Annotated in this window: 12 protein-coding genes and 1 tRNA gene; 7 read left to right on the top strand and 6 right to left on the bottom strand. The window is 68.9% G+C overall.

Annotated elements, in window-relative coordinates:
- Positions 1 to 42: 42 nt before the first annotated feature.
- The 4 genes from ACFYRH_RS04945 to ACFYRH_RS04960 all read right to left on the bottom strand — a co-directional run bounded on the left by ACFYRH_RS04945 (position 43) and on the right by ACFYRH_RS04960 (position 4383).
- Positions 43 to 1020 (bottom strand): helix-turn-helix domain-containing protein, encoded by a 978-nt coding sequence (locus tag ACFYRH_RS04945; RefSeq protein ID WP_387768235.1) that lies wholly within the window; start codon positions 1018 to 1020, stop codon positions 43 to 45.
- Between the two features lie 318 nt (positions 1021 to 1338).
- Complete coding sequence (locus ACFYRH_RS04950; RefSeq protein ID WP_387768238.1) at positions 1339 to 3180, bottom strand: hypothetical protein; 1842 nt, start codon at positions 3178 to 3180, stop codon at positions 1339 to 1341.
- On the bottom strand, positions 3165 to 3920 hold the full coding sequence (locus ACFYRH_RS04955) for an ABC transporter ATP-binding protein (RefSeq protein ID WP_387768241.1): 756 nt from the start codon (positions 3918 to 3920) through the stop codon (positions 3165 to 3167). The genes ACFYRH_RS04950 and ACFYRH_RS04955 overlap by 16 nt, the downstream gene beginning before the upstream one ends.
- Before the next feature lie 379 nt (positions 3921 to 4299).
- Positions 4300 to 4383, bottom strand: a tRNA-Leu gene (locus tag ACFYRH_RS04960).
- 170 nt (positions 4384 to 4553) lie between these two features.
- On the opposite strand from ACFYRH_RS04960, the gene ACFYRH_RS04965 reads away from it, so the two are divergent.
- From ACFYRH_RS04965 to pknB, 6 genes are all read left to right on the top strand, one after another.
- Entirely contained in the window at positions 4554 to 5417 is an 864-nt protein-coding gene (locus tag ACFYRH_RS04965) for an FhaA domain-containing protein (RefSeq protein WP_387768244.1), read from the top strand.
- A gap of 10 nt (positions 5418 to 5427) precedes the next feature.
- Positions 5428 to 5910, top strand: a complete 483-nt coding sequence (locus ACFYRH_RS04970; RefSeq protein ID WP_387768247.1) for an FHA domain-containing protein — start codon at positions 5428 to 5430, stop codon at positions 5908 to 5910.
- Between the two features lie 10 nt (positions 5911 to 5920).
- Entirely contained in the window at positions 5921 to 7333 is a 1413-nt protein-coding gene (locus ACFYRH_RS04975) for a PP2C family protein-serine/threonine phosphatase (protein ID WP_387768250.1), read from the top strand.
- 76 nt (positions 7334 to 7409) lie between these two features.
- A complete protein-coding gene (locus ACFYRH_RS04980; RefSeq protein ID WP_387768253.1) occupies positions 7410 to 8807 on the top strand; it encodes an FtsW/RodA/SpoVE family cell cycle protein in 1398 nt (465 codons plus the stop codon).
- Positions 8804 to 10258, top strand: a complete 1455-nt coding sequence (locus ACFYRH_RS04985; RefSeq protein ID WP_387768256.1) for a peptidoglycan D,D-transpeptidase FtsI family protein — start codon at positions 8804 to 8806, stop codon at positions 10256 to 10258. Before ACFYRH_RS04980 ends, ACFYRH_RS04985 begins: the two co-directional genes overlap by 4 nt.
- A gap of 109 nt (positions 10259 to 10367) precedes the next feature.
- Positions 10368 to 12203 (top strand): Stk1 family PASTA domain-containing Ser/Thr kinase, encoded by a 1836-nt coding sequence (gene pknB, locus ACFYRH_RS04990; protein WP_387768259.1) that lies wholly within the window; start codon positions 10368 to 10370, stop codon positions 12201 to 12203.
- Between the two features lie 65 nt (positions 12204 to 12268).
- Here the strand turns inward: pknB and ACFYRH_RS04995 are convergent, their stop codons facing one another.
- Together ACFYRH_RS04995 and ACFYRH_RS05000 are read right to left on the bottom strand one after the other, a co-directional pair.
- Positions 12269 to 12886, bottom strand: a complete 618-nt coding sequence (locus tag ACFYRH_RS04995) for an aminodeoxychorismate/anthranilate synthase component II (protein ID WP_387768262.1) — start codon at positions 12884 to 12886, stop codon at positions 12269 to 12271.
- 8 nt (positions 12887 to 12894) lie between these two features.
- A complete protein-coding gene (locus ACFYRH_RS05000; protein ID WP_387768265.1) occupies positions 12895 to 13665 on the bottom strand; it encodes a DUF881 domain-containing protein in 771 nt (256 codons plus the stop codon).
- Positions 13666 to 13764: 99 nt separating this feature from the next.
- Between ACFYRH_RS05000 and ACFYRH_RS05005 the strand changes: the two genes are divergently transcribed.
- The gene (locus ACFYRH_RS05005; protein ID WP_387768268.1) at positions 13765 to 14025 is read left to right on the top strand and encodes a cell division protein CrgA; all 261 of its coding nucleotides are present in this window, start codon (positions 13765 to 13767) and stop codon (positions 14023 to 14025) included.
- Positions 14026 to 14204: the final 179 nt, after the last annotated feature.

The raw sequence follows: 14204 nt of genomic DNA on the forward strand, positions 1-14204 counted from the left end.
GGTTGTAGCGCGCTATTGGCGCAACAACCCGCCAGCGGCTTGTCAGAGCCAGTCGCGTTTGGCGGCCTGGAAGGCCAGGCCGGTACGGGTGTCCACGCCGGCCAGGGCCATCAGGCGGTCCAGGCGGCGTTGAACCGTACGCCGGCTGATGCCCAACTGGTTGGCGATGGACTTGTCGGGGACGCCCGCGACGAGCATGGAGAGGAGGAGGCGCTCGGAGTCGTCCAGCCCTTCGGACTCCGGCTCCTTGCCGGCCTGGAGACGCACCGGGGTGGCCAGTTCCCAGTAGCTCTCGAAGAGCGCCAGGAGCGCGTCGAGGAGCTGACCGCGGCTGATGATCGCGGCAGACGGTTCGCCGAGGCTCTGCTCGTCGTCGCGGACCAGCGGGCAGATCGCGGTCGACCGGTCCACGATCGCGATCCGGACCGGCAGCGTCGGCAGCACCCGGGCCTCCTCGCCCCAGCTGACCCCCTCGGCGATCGAGTCGAGCTCGCCCGGGGTCTCGATCAGCGCGCGCTCGTAGATGGCCCGGTACCGGACGCCGCGCGAGAGAGCGCCGTACTCCTCGGTGTTGTCCGAGCCCTGCATGGCGAGCGGGTTCGCGCGGCAGAACCAGAGGATCTCCTCGCGGGCCGAGTTCTGCAGGTCGGCCAGCCGTTCGCGAAGCGTGGCGGCGCCGACGATCACCTCGACCAGGTGGTGCGGGTCCCGCCGGCTCGCACTGGCCCGGAACTCCTCGCTGAGCGCGGCCACCGTCTTCCGGGCCGCCTCGAGCGACTCCTGGCGCCGCAGCAGCGTGGTGCCGAGCGCGACGTCCGGCGGCAGCGGCCGGAACACCGGTTCATCGGCGGGCTGCACCGTCACCAGCCCTTTGGCCTGCAGCCGCTGCAGCACCTCGTCGGCCTCCTGCGGCGGTAGTTCGGCGACCTCGGCGAGCTCCGCCGCCCGTGCCGCGGTCAGGCCGACGAGCAGCCGGTACGTCTGCTCCTCGCGGGCGTCGAGCAACGAGCCGTCCTGCATCCACCCCACCTCCGGGCACCACCTAAGCAGGGTTCCTGATCAGGAAGCGAGCGCTTTCCCATTGGCACTGGTCAGCCATGACACTTCTACGCCATCACAGGAAGACTGAGCCCCCGTCACTTCCAGGTCAGAAGCCAGCGGAACTCGCCGCCGCCGAGCCCACCGCCCTGGAGAAGAGAACGATGATGAGCTTGACCGACTACGCCGGGATCGCCGGCCTGATCGCGGCGGCCGCCGTGGCGATCTGGATGCTGCGCAACCACCGCACCATCACCACGACCAACACCACCGCACGCACCGCACGGCACCGTGGCGCGCCTACCCTGCGGCTGCCGCGACCTGCGCACCCGGAGCGCGCTTCTTCGCGGAGTAGTAGGTGAGCCCGCCGTACGCGTACATCGACAAGCCCAGCGCGGCCATCAGCACGATCACGACCCATTGCCACGGTCCCTCCTGGTAGAGGGCCAGGAACCAGGACTTGGTGTCGTGATTGCCGGTCAGCTTGAAGATCGCCGGTACGACGGCCTGCGGGAACAACGGGATCGCCCCGAATCCCAGACAGAACCCGGCGAGCGTCCGCCGCCACCTCGGGAGCGCATCGAACCCCGCGGTCTTCTTGGCCTGCTCCGCGGGCGATCGGCCGTGCTTGAGCAACGTGAGGAGCTCCGGGCCGCGCTTGTCCAGACGGCGAGCCGCGACGCGACCGAAGTACCACCAGGACAGAACGCCGGACAGTACGCCGACCGGCACGCCCCACCAGCCGGTGTAGAGCGCCACGATCAGGGCCGGCAGACACGTCATCGCGACCAGCACGAGCATCACGTAGACGATGCCCATCGTCTCGCCCTCGTTCTCACCCGAGTTGAGCGGGTTCCCGGACCGCTTGTGCGCATCGGTCGTCGGTACGGCGGCGTACACCGAGCACGCCACGATCAGACCGGCCGCACCACCGAGCAGCGCAGGCAGCACGCTCAGTACTAATGGCCACGCGCTGGAGACACCGGACCACCAGGTGAGCAGGACAGTGATTGCCAGCGTCAACGGACCGAAGACCAACAGGAACGCTCGCTGTCGCGCCCGCACGTCCGGCCGGGACGAGCCGGGCGTCATCAGTGTGGTCCAGAACGCCGTACCGTCCGCGCCGTACAGGTTGGCGCTCATCGAGCCGGCCATCACCACAGCCGCCGCACCCGCCCAAGGCAGCATCGACTTCAGGCCGATCGCCAACGGCATCAGGCAGAAGAACAGGCCGTATGCGACCGCGAAGATCGCCTTATGGGCGTAGAGCAGGTCACGGGTCCACGAGCGCAGTTCTTTCGCGGCGGCGGCGCCTTCTGGAGTCCGGCCGGTGAGGGTACGCCGGATCTTCCCGCCGGCCCGTGCCGCGGTTGTCCGGCGTACCAGAAGAGCAGACCAGGCGAGCAGCATCACAACGGCGAGCAGAGCGAGTCCCACGAGCGCTGCGAGGACACTGAGCCAGTCGCCACGGCCGGCCGCCTCGACAGCGAGCAGTCCCCACCCGGACGGCGCAATCCGGGCGGCCTGCGCCATCGTGCCCTGTACGTCGGTCGACACGAACGCGACGATCAACGCCCAGCCCTGCGCCGTGAAGGCGAGGATGAACGCGTTGACGAGCGCTGCGATCACCGCACCGGCGCGGACCTGCAGGAGTACGCCGTACACCGCGACGGCGAGCCGCGACGCCAGGACGAAGCAGAACAACTGCAGCAACAGCGCCGGAACCGCGACGAGCGCCGCTGCCACTCCCAACTGGGCGCCCAGGACCACGAGACTCAGCAGCGCGATCAGGCTGATGACCGGCGCGACTCCGGCGAGCGCAGCGACCAACAGACCGGTGGAGAGCGTCCGCGGTGGCAGCGGCGTCATCGTGAAGTACTCCGGCTTGAGCGTCTCGTCACCGCCGCCGGTGAACAACGGCCCGATCACCCAGCCGAGCATCCAGACCGCGAGTACGACGGCCAGTACGTCGTGATCGCCGCGCGCCGCGACCCACAACGTCCCGCCCGCGAGCGCCAGCCCGACGAACCCACCGGTGACGATCCACGACCGGCGGAACTGGTCGTTCAGCGCATGGCGGAACGCGGCCAACCGCATCCGGACCAATGTGCGCGAGGTGCCGTAGGTCAGTGCGAGAGCCATGTCAGGCCCTCCGCACCGCGCGTCGACGCACCGACCAGCGACACGAATGCGTCCTCCAGGCTGCCGCCGGCACGCACCTCCTCAATGGTGCCCGAGGCAACGACCTTCCCGTCGGCGATCACCGCCACCCGGTCACACAACTGCTCGACCAGCGCCATCACGTGACTCGACATCACCACCGACCCGCCACCCGCGATGAACCGGTGCAGGATGGTCCGGATGGTCGCGGCCGACACTGGGTCCACCGCCTCGAACGGCTCGTCCAGGACCAGCAGCCGCGGCGCGTGCAGCAACGCGACCGCGAGCCCGAGCTTCTTCCGCATACCGGTCGAGTAGCCGATCACCTGCTTCTCGTCCTCGTGATCGAGCTCGAGCACCTCCAGCAGTTCGGCGGCGCGGCGCTTCACCTCGTCCTCCGGCAGTCCACGCAGCAGACCGAGGTACGTCAGCACCTCCCGCCCGGTCAGCCGCTCCGGCATCCCCAGCCCGTCCGGCAGCACCCCGACCAACGCCTTGGCCCGCACCGGTTCCCGCCACACGTCGGCCCCGAAGATCCGCGCCGTACCGCCGTCCGGCCGCAACAGCCCGACCGCCATCGACAGCGAGGTCGTCTTGCCCGCCCCGTTCGGCCCCAGCATCCCGAAGAACGACCCAGCCGGCACGCTCAGACTGACCCCGTCCACCGCCCGCTGCTCCCCGAAAACCTTGGTCAGCCCCACAAGCTCCAGCGCGTCCTCCATGAGCAGCACCTTCCCACTCCACCCCACGCCCAGGCGTCACCCTCCCGACGGACCCACCCCGTCACCTGCCGGACGGATCAGCTGAGCACCGTGATGCGGTGCGCGGGGAGTGCATTCTGGCCCTTGGGGAGGATCCTGTGCCCGATCCGGGTACACGATCCTCCCCAGGGTCTTGGTCAGAGCCGACAAGCGAGGGAGCAGCGGCGGGGACGGCCACGGAGGTGGAGGGTCATGTCTCAGACGCTATGTAACTTTCTGCCCATCACGGCACCCACGGAAACAGAAATTTACGAACCGTTCCCGGCGAGATCATCCGAAAGGACGAAATCCGGGGCGGAATGCGAAAGGTCCCGGTCGTGATCGACCGGGACCTTGTCTGTGCGCGAGGGGGGAGTTGAACCCCCACGCCCTTTCGGGCACACGGACCTGAACCGTGCGCGTCTGCCTATTCCGCCACCCGCGCGCTGCCGCCTGGATTGTGCTCCTGGCGACGAGAAGGAACAGTAGCACGGGAAGTGCCGGAGCTTCACATTGCGGGTTCGGTCGAACCTCCCGATACGATCGATCGTCGTACCCGGTGTGTCCGCCACGACCGGTGGACAGATTCGGCGTACCGACTGTGGAGGAGGAGGCGTGCGACCGCTACAACGCTTCGAGCGACGCCTGGAAGGCATTGTCAGCGGTGTCTTCGCGCGCGCTTTCAAGGGTGATGTCGAGCCGATCGAGCTGGCCGCGGCACTCAAGCGTGAGATCGACAACACCGCGCGGATCCTGTCCCGGGACCGCCGGCTGGTGCCGAACCACTTCACGATCGAGCTGGGTCCTGACGATTTCGAGCGGCTGAACGCCTACGGCCGGACCCTGAACCACGAGCTCGCGAACGAGCTGCGCGACCACGCCGACATCCAGCGGTACACGTTCTCCGGGCCGATCGACATCGAGCTGGTCCAGCACGACGAGCTGCCGACCGGTAAGTTCCGGGTGGTCAGCGCCACGGTCGGCACGCCCCAACGCAAGCCGGCTTACGAGCCCCAGCCCTACCAGCAGGAGCCCTACGTGCCGCCGAACGAGCCGGTCGTGCAGAGCCCCCCGCCGTACCAGCAGCCGCCGATGCCGCCCCAGCAGGCACCCCAGCAGCCTCCGCAGCAGCCCGCGCCGCGGCGCGGTCACCCGCAGGTGATGCTCGAGGTGAACGGCCGGCGTCGCCCGGTCAACCCGCCCGGCGTGGTGCTCGGCCGCGGGACCGACGCGGACATCCAGATCAACGACCCGGGCGTCTCCCGGCGGCACGCCGAGATCCGGCTGATGCCCGAGGGCCCCGGTGGCATCCGGGTGGTGCTGGTCGACCTCGGCTCGACCAACGGCACGCTGGTGAACGGCCGCCGCAGTACCGAGGCGGAGTTGGTGGACGGCTCGACCGTCCGGATCGGCAACACGACCATGACGCTGCGTCTCGCGGACGAGCCGATGGCCCAGCCGCCGAGCAGCGGGTGGTGACTGACAGTCCATGTCGGAACTGACCCTCACCCTGATCAAACTGGGGTTCCTGGCCCTGTTGTGGATGTTCGTCCTCGCGGTGCTGTCCGTGATCAGGTCCGACCTGTTCGGTGCCAAGGTGGACAGCCGGATCGCGGCTCCCGCCGTACCGCAGGCTTCGCGGACGCCGAAGCCCGCCAAGCCGGTCAAGAAGCGCAAGGGCCTGCCCGGGTCGGTGACGATCGCGGACGGTCCGCAGGCCGGGGTCGGCGCGTCGCTGGCCGAGGAACCGGTCATCATCGGCCGTGGATCGGACTGCCAGATCCGGCTGGACGACGACTACTCCTCCACCCGGCACGCCCGGGTCTTCCAGTCCGAGGGCCAGTGGTGGGTCGAGGACCTCGGCTCCACCAACGGCACGTACCTGGACGGCGCGCGGGTGACCCGCCCGGTTCCGGCCGAGATCGGCGGATCGATCCGGATCGGCCGGACGACGCTGAACATCGCGAAGTAGGCCTGCCTCGATGACCCTGTCGCTCGACTACGCCACACTGTCCGACGTCGGACGGGTGCGCCGCAACAACGAGGACTCGGCGTACGCCGGTCCGCACCTGCTGCTGCTCGCCGACGGAATGGGCGGCGCCGCGGCCGGTGAGGTGGCCAGCGCCGCGGCGGTCCAGGTGATCCGGCGGCTGGACACCGCCGACATCGGCGGCGAGGACATGATCGAGGCGCTGGCCGGCGCCGTGCACCGGGCGAACGAGCGGCTCTCCGAGCTGGTCGAGGAGGACCCGGAACGCGAGGGCATGGGCTCGACCGTGACCGCGCTGATGTTCGACGGCAAGCAGCTCGGGATGGCGCATCTCGGCGACTCGCGCGCCTACCGGATGCGCGACGGGCAGCTATACCAGCTGAGCCACGACCACACGTTCGTACAGTCGCTGGTCGACGAGGGCCGGATCTCCCAGGAGGAGGCCTTCACCCACCCGCACCGGAACCTGATCCTGCGCGTCCTCGACGGCCGCCCGGACTCCGACCCGGACCTGGACATCCTCGACGTCCAGGCCGGCGACCGGCTGATGCTGTGCAGCGACGGTCTGCCGGACTACGTGAGCGACGAGGTGATCGCCGCCTCAATGGCCTCCGGTACGCCGGACTCGGTCGTCGTCGAGCTGATCACGCACGCGCTCGAGGCGGGCTCGAACGACAACGTCACCTGCGTCGTCGCGGACGTCGTCGAGACCGAGCCCGCGAGCGGCACGCAGCCGCAGCTGGTCGGCGCGGCCGCCGAGCTGGCCCAGGGCAGCACCGGCCGCGGCGAGCCGACGGTCGCGATCCGGACCGGCGCCGAGAGCGGCGCGGGCGGTGGCGGCGGGCACGGGCCGGGCGTCGACCCGGAGGAGCTGCGGTACGCGCCGCGGCCGCCGAAGCGGTTCCCGTGGCTGCGGCGGATCGCCGTACTGGTGGTCATCCTCGGTCTGATCGGGGGCGGCGGCTGGTTCGCGTACAGCTGGACCCAGAAGCAGTACTACGTCGGCACCGACGGCGACTACGTGGCGATCTTCAAGGGTGTCGAGGCGGATCTTCCCGGGCTGTCGCTGTCGAAGGTCTACGAGCGGCAGGCGCTGCAGGTCGACAAGCTCCCGACGTACAGCCGGGAGCAGGTGGAGGGCAACATCCAGGCGGACAACCTGGCCGGCGCGCGGTCGATCGTGGCCGAGCTGAACCAGACCGCGGCCGCGTGCGCCGCCAAGGTGAAGCCCACGCCGACGCCGACCCCGAAGCCGAGTACGCCGGTCTCCAAACCGCCCGTGTCGAAGCCGCCGGTCACCGTGCCGCCGAAGACCACTCCGGTCACCAACGTGCCGGCGACGCCGACCACCTCGCCCTCGCCGGGCTCGGGGGTCGACACCGACGACTGCGACGGGGTCCGATGACCGAGCGGAGCGAGGGCATCAAGACAACGCAGCGCGCTCGTGCCTCATCGGCGCCCGGAGCGAAGCGAGGACGCCGATGAGCATCGCATCGACGTCCGTCATTCAGATCATTCCGCGCACCCGGCGCGGGGTGGAGTTGCTGCTGCTCGTGATCGCGATCGCCGTCTCGGTGGGCGCGTACGTGAACATCGGCATCACCGTGCAGAACGAGGTCCCGGCCAGCACCGGGTACTACGCCGCCGGGATCGGGCTGCTCGCCCTGATCGCGCACCTCGCGCTGCGCTACCGGGCGCCGTACGCCGATCCTGTGCTGCTGCCCTGTGCGGTGCTGCTGAACGGGCTCGGAGTGGCGATGATCCACCGGGTCGACCTCGGCCTGGCGCTGCTCGCGGAGGCGAAGGGGAAGGTCCCGAAGGGTCCCGCGGCGCCGCAGCAGATCACCTGGACCGCGGTCGGCGTCGTGCTGTTCCTGGTCGTCATCCTCGTGATCAGAGATCACCGCCGCCTGCAGGCGCTGACCTACACCGCCGGCCTGGCCGGTCTGGTGCTGCTGGTGCTGCCGCTGATCCCGGGCCTCGGCGTGAACCTGAACGGTGCGCGGATCTGGATCCGGCTGGCCGGCATGTCGTTCCAGCCCGGTGAGTTCGCGAAGATCTGTCTGGTCGTGTTCTTCGCCGGCTACCTGGTGGTGAAGCGCGACGTCCTGACGCTGGCCGGGCACCGGTTCCTGGGGCTGGACCTGCCGCGGGCGCGGGACCTCGGGCCGATCGGGATCGCCTGGGCGGTCAGCCTGGGTGTGCTGGTGTTCGAGAGCGACCTCGGTTCGTCGCTGTTGTTCTTCGGTCTGTTCCTGTTCCTGCTGTACGTGTCCACCGAGCGGGCCGGCTGGCTGATCATCGGTGGTCTGCTGTTCGTCGGTGGCGCGTACTTCGCGTACATCACGTTCGGCCACGTGCACCGGCGGGTCACCGACTGGCTGAACCCGTGGGCGATCGACGGCGGCCAGGTGAAGCTCGGGCTGATGGGTCAGGCCTGGGGTGGCATCCTCGGCCGCGGTCTCGGCCAGGGGCACCCCGAGGCCACGCTGTACGCGCAGAGCGACATGATCATCTCCTCGTTCGCCGAGGAGCTCGGCCTCACCGGCCTGATCGCGATCCTGCTGGTCTACACGCTGATCATCGAGCGCGGTCTGCGGACGGCGCTCGGCTGCCGGGACATCTTCGGCAAGCTGATCGCGACCGGTCTGGCGATGTCGTTCGCGCTGCAGGTGTTCGTGATCGTCGGCGGTGTCACCGGACTGATCCCGCTGACCGGTCTGGCCACCCCGTTCATGGCCCTGGGTGGTACGTCGCTGGTCGCGAACTGGGCGATCATCGCGCTGCTGTTGCGGATCAGCGACCAGGCCCGCCGGCCACAGACCCCAGCCGCCCCAGTCTCTGACGAAACGATCGCGATGGCGGTGCAGAAGCAGTGAATTCGGCGATCCGACGACTGGCCGTGGCGGCGATCATCCTGATGCTCGCGCTGATGGCGAACTCGACGTACCTGCAGGCCTTCCGGGCGAACGAGATCAACGGCCGCAACGACAACAACCGGGTCCGCGACTCGCAGTTCTCGGTGAACCGCGGCCCGATCCTGATCGGCAGTACGCCGGTCGCGCAGAGCAAGCCGTCGAACGACCGGTTCAAGTACCAGCGCACCTACGCCTCCGGGCCGGTGTACGCGCCGGTGACCGGGTTCTACTCCTACCTGTACGGGCGGGGCGGGATCGAGCTGACGATGAACTCCGAGCTGAACGGCTCGGACCCGTCGATGGCGTTCCGCCGGATCATCGACGTGATCAGCAACCGTCCGCAGCAGGGCGGCAGCGTGACGCTGACGCTGAACGCGGCGGCCCAGCAGGCGGCGTACAACGGCCTGGCCGGGAAGACCGGCGCGGTGGTGGCGATCGAGCCGAAGACCGGGAAGATCCTGGCGATGGCGAGCCGGCCGTCGTACGACCCGAACCAGCTCGCCTCGCACGACGCCGACAAGGTCGGCGCGGCCTGGAAGAGCCTGAACGCCGACAAGGACAAGCCGCTGTCGAACCGGGCGGCCCAGGAGCTCTACCCGCCGGGCTCGACGTTCAAGCTGGTGACCGCGGCGGCGGCGCTGTCCAGCGGCAAGTACACGCCGGAGAGCAAGGTGAACTCGCCGGCCCAACTGCCGCTCCCGCAGACCACCGTCCCGCTGGTGAACGAGGACGGCAAGAACTGCGGCGGCAGCAACTCCGCGACGCTGACGGTCGCACTGCGGTACTCCTGCAACACCGCGTTCGGCACCGTCGGTATGGCGCTCGGGCCGGACGCACTGCGCGAGCAGGCCGCGAAGTTCGGCTTCGGCGCCCGCCCGCTGAGCGAACTGCCGAGCGTCGCCACCAGCCAGTTCCCGGGTGACCCGAACGAGCCGCAGACCGCGCAGTCCGCGATCGGCCAGTTCGACGTCCGGGCGACGCCGCTGCAGATGGCGATGGTGGCGGCCGGTATCGCGAACAAGGGCGAGGTGATGAAGCCGTACCTGGTCCAGAACGTGAAGACCCCGGACCTGAAGACGGTCTCGGAGACCAAGCCGGAGTCGCTGCACCAGGCGGTCACCCCGGAGGTGGCCTCGCAGCTGACCGGGATGATGGTTGACGTCGTCAACAACGGCACCGGCAAGCCGGGCCGGATCAACGGTGTCCAGGTGGCCGGCAAGACCGGTACGGCGCAGACCTCGAAGGACCGCCCGCCGTTCGCGTGGTTCACCGCGTTCGCCCCGGCCGACGACCCGAAGATCGCCGTCGCGGTGCTGATCGAGAAGGCCGACGTCGCTCGCGACGATGTGGCCGGCGGCAAGTTGGCCGCTCCGATCGCCAAGCAGGTGATGGAGGCGGTGCTCGGGCAATGAGCGCGATACGCAATGATGCCCGTGGGTCTTTCCGACGGGGTTCCCTGTGTAGCGGCCGCTACCGTGGGCAAATTGAGTGTGTTTTCCGGACAGGTTGGAAGGCTGAGTCATGACATCGCAGGCACGTCTCGTCGGCGGCCGGTACGAAGAAGGCGAACCGCTCGGCCGCGGCGGCATGGCCGAGGTCCGCAAAGGCGTGGACAACCGGCTCGGCCGGACGGTCGCGATCAAGCGGCTGCGGGTCGACCTGGCCAGTGATGCCACCTTCCAGGCCCGGTTCCGGCGGGAGGCCCAGTCGGCCGCCTCGCTGAACCACCCGACGATCGTCTCGGTCTACGACACCGGCGAGGAGCCGGACCCGAACGGCTCCGGCGTCACCATCCCGTACATCGTGATGGAGTACGTGGCCGGCAAGACGCTGCGGGACCTGATCCGCGAGGGCCGCAAGATCATGCCGGAGCGGGCGCTGGAGATCACCTCCGGCGTGCTCGAGGCGCTGGACTACAGCCACCGGGCCGGCATCGTGCACCGCGACATCAAGCCCGGGAACGTGATGCTGACCCCGCAGGGCCAGGTCAAGGTGATGGACTTCGGCATCGCCCGCGCGGTCGCCGACACGTCCTCCACGATGACCCAGACCGCGGCGGTCATCGGTACGGCGCAGTACCTGTCGCCGGAGCAGGCGCGCGGCGAGACCGTCGACGCCCGCTCCGACCTCTACTCGACCGGCTGCCTGCTGTACGAACTCCTCACCGGCCGGCCGCCCTTCGTCGGCGAGTCGCCGGTGTCGGTGGCCTATCAGCACGTCCGGGAGCAGCCGCTGCCGCCGTCCTCGTTCGACCCGGACATCCCGCCGGAGGTCGACGCGGTCGTCCTGAAGGCGCTGGCGAAGAACCGCGAGGAGCGGTACCAGAGCGCGTCCGAGATGCGGGCCGACATCCACCGGGTGCTGGCCGGCCAGCAGGTGACCGCACCGATGGCCGCGGTCGCCGAGACCCGGGCGATGGCCCCGACGGCGGTGGCGCCGGCGGCCGCGACCCAGGCGTTCCGGCAGACCGGTGGCAACGACGTACTGCCGCCCGGCGGTGACGAGCTGGACGAGGAGGACGGCCGCTCCCGTCGCAACCGCGGCCTGGCGTACTTCCTGCTCGGTCTGGCGATCGTCGCGATCGCGGTCGGTGGGTACGCGCTGTTCACCAAGATGAACAAGGACAACACCGCCGGCGGCGGTACGCCGACGACGTCCACACCGGCCAAGGTCACGGTGCCGGACCTGACCGGGAAGTCGCTGACGGAGGCGACCTCGCTGCTCGCCGCCCAGGGCCTGAAGATCGCGTCGACCTCGGAGAAGAGCGACACGGTCGGCCGCGGCTCGATCATCCGCCAGACGCCGAAGGGCAACACCGAGGCGGAGCAGGGTTCGACCGTCACGGTGACGATCTCCTCCGGCCCGAGCGCCTTCTCGGTGCCGGACGTGATCGGGCTGTCGGAGTCGAAGGCCCGGAACACCCTCGAGAACTCCAAGGGTCAGTTCAAGGTCAAGGACCAGTCGGTCGAGCAGGACAGCGAGGAGAAGAAGGGCACCGTGCTCGCGGTCAGCCCGGACCCGAACGGGCAGTACCCGTCGGGTCAGGAGTTCACCCTCACGATCTCCAGCGGCAAGACCGAGGTCGAGGTACCGAACGTCGTCACGGTCCCGGCGGACGACGCGGCGAAGCAGCTGAAGGACCTCGGCTTCGTGGTCGGCTACCGGTACGGCAACGACCCGAAGTCGCCGGACGGCATCGTGCTCGCGCAGAGCGTCCCGGGCGGTACGAAGAAGCCGAAGGGGTCGACGATCACCCTGACGGTGAACAAGGTCGACGAGCCGACCAGCCCGCCGCCGTCCAGCGACACCCCGCCACCGTCGACGCCCACCACACCGGGCATCACGATCGGCGGCTGACAGACACCAAGAACCCCCGGAGGCGATCGCCTCCGGGGGTTCTTCTGTGCCTGGTGTGCCTCGGTCTAGCTGACGACCGGCGCCAGGCCGACCGAGCGGGAGACCGCCTCGGTGTCGCCGCAGATCGCCAGCCAGTTGGCGAGCATCCGGTGACCGCCCTCGGTCAGCACCGACTCCGGGTGGAACTGCACGCCCTCGACCGGGAGGTCGCGGTGCCGGGCCGCCATGATCACGCCGGCCTCGGTCCGTGCGGTGACCTGCAACTCGTTCGGCACACTGTCCTGCGCGATCGCCAGCGAGTGGTACCGGGTCGCAGTGAAAGGCGACGGCAGGCCGGACAGGACACCGGCGCCCTCGTGGAACACCTGGCTGGTCTTCCCGTGCAGCAACTCGTCCGCGCGTCCGACGACTCCGCCGTACGCGACGCCGATCGCCTGCAGGCCGAGGCAGACGCCGAAGATCGGCACCTCGCCGCCCTTCTCGCGGACGATGTCGACGCAGGCGCCGGCCTCTTCCGGCGTACCGGGGCCGGGGGACAGCAGGACGCCGTCGTACTCACCGGCTTGGTCGGGGGTCACCTCGTCGTTGCGCAGCACCGTGGTGTCGGCCTGCAGTTGCTGCAGGTACTGCACCAGGTTGTAGACGAAGGAGTCGTAGTTGTCGACGACAAGGATCCGCGGCATGCGGACCATTATCGCCCGGTCACCGACGGGCTGGTCGACGGCGTCCGCTCGAACCCGGGAACGGTCGCGCTCTGCAGGTCCAGGGTGCCCTCGTACGCCGGCATCGCGATCGACGACTCGCTCTTCACGTCGTACCCGAGCTGGAACTTCACCACGTAGTCCTGCAGGTTCTCGATGTACTGAGAGTCGTCCAGCGCCTTCTGCAGTTTCCGCCGGTCGCCGATCGCGGTGATCTTGTACGGCGGGAGGTACGGCACCCCGTGCAGGACCACGGAGTTGCCGACGCACTTGATCCCGGTGGTGGAGATGACCCGGTGGTTCTGGATCGAGATCGCGTCGGCGCCGCCGGCCCAGAGCGCGTTCACGACCGCCTGGATGTCCTGCTGGTGGATCACCAACCAGTCGGCGTCGACGTCCGGGTTCTCCTTGACGACCTCGGACGGCGCGTCCTTCAGTGTGACGGTGAGTCCGGGCCCGGTGACCGGCGTGGTGCCGACGTCGTCGGACAGGTCCTTGAGCTGCTTGGCCAGCGCCGGGTCGATCGAGCCCTGCTGCGCCTGCAGCTTCTCGATGTCCTGGGTGAGCGCCGCGTGCTGCCGGACCAGGCTCGCGCTGCGGCGGCTCTGTTCCTCCACCAGGCCCGCGAGCGTAGTGTTGCGACTGGGCCGCAGGTCGGTTCCGCGAGCGTTCGTGGCGCTGGTGGCGAACAGCAGGCCGGCGCACAGCAGCGCCAGCGGCGCGCCGACGCGCCACAGCGAAATCCGCCTCAACCTACGCACCCGTGATCTCCATATTGCTCTCTGCACTACGCTAACCCGGGACCGGGACCCGCACGGTCCTCAGCGGTTAGCTTATGCGTCCTTACAAGGAGTTCAGACGTGCCCGAGTCGAGCAGTCGCAACAAGAAGAAGACCGAGAAGGTCAAGGCCGAGAAGACGCCGAAGAAGCCACGCACCACCAGCCGCGTGTGGGTGGCGCCGCTGATGCTCTTCTGCTGGCTGCTCGGGCTCGCCTGGCTGGTCGTCTTCTACGTCGCCGGCCAGGACATCCCGGTGATGAACGACCTGGGCAACTGGAACCTGCTGATCGGCATGGGCCTGATCGCGGTCGGCTTCGTCGTCTCCACCCAGTGGGTCTGATCCCCACCCTCCGCTGAGTTATCCACAGCGGTTTCCCCATTTGTGCACACCGATTCGGGCGAGTTATCCCCAGGGTTGTCTTTACTTCTCCACAGAAAGTGGTCGAAACCGACCCAAATCTGTGGATAACTCAGGTTTGAGGCACTCACTGTCCACACCGGGCGTACGGTCGAGGTATC

Source organism: Kribbella sp. NPDC004875, assembly GCF_042873375.1.
Classification (GTDB): Bacteria; Actinomycetota; Actinomycetes; order Propionibacteriales; family Kribbellaceae; genus Kribbella.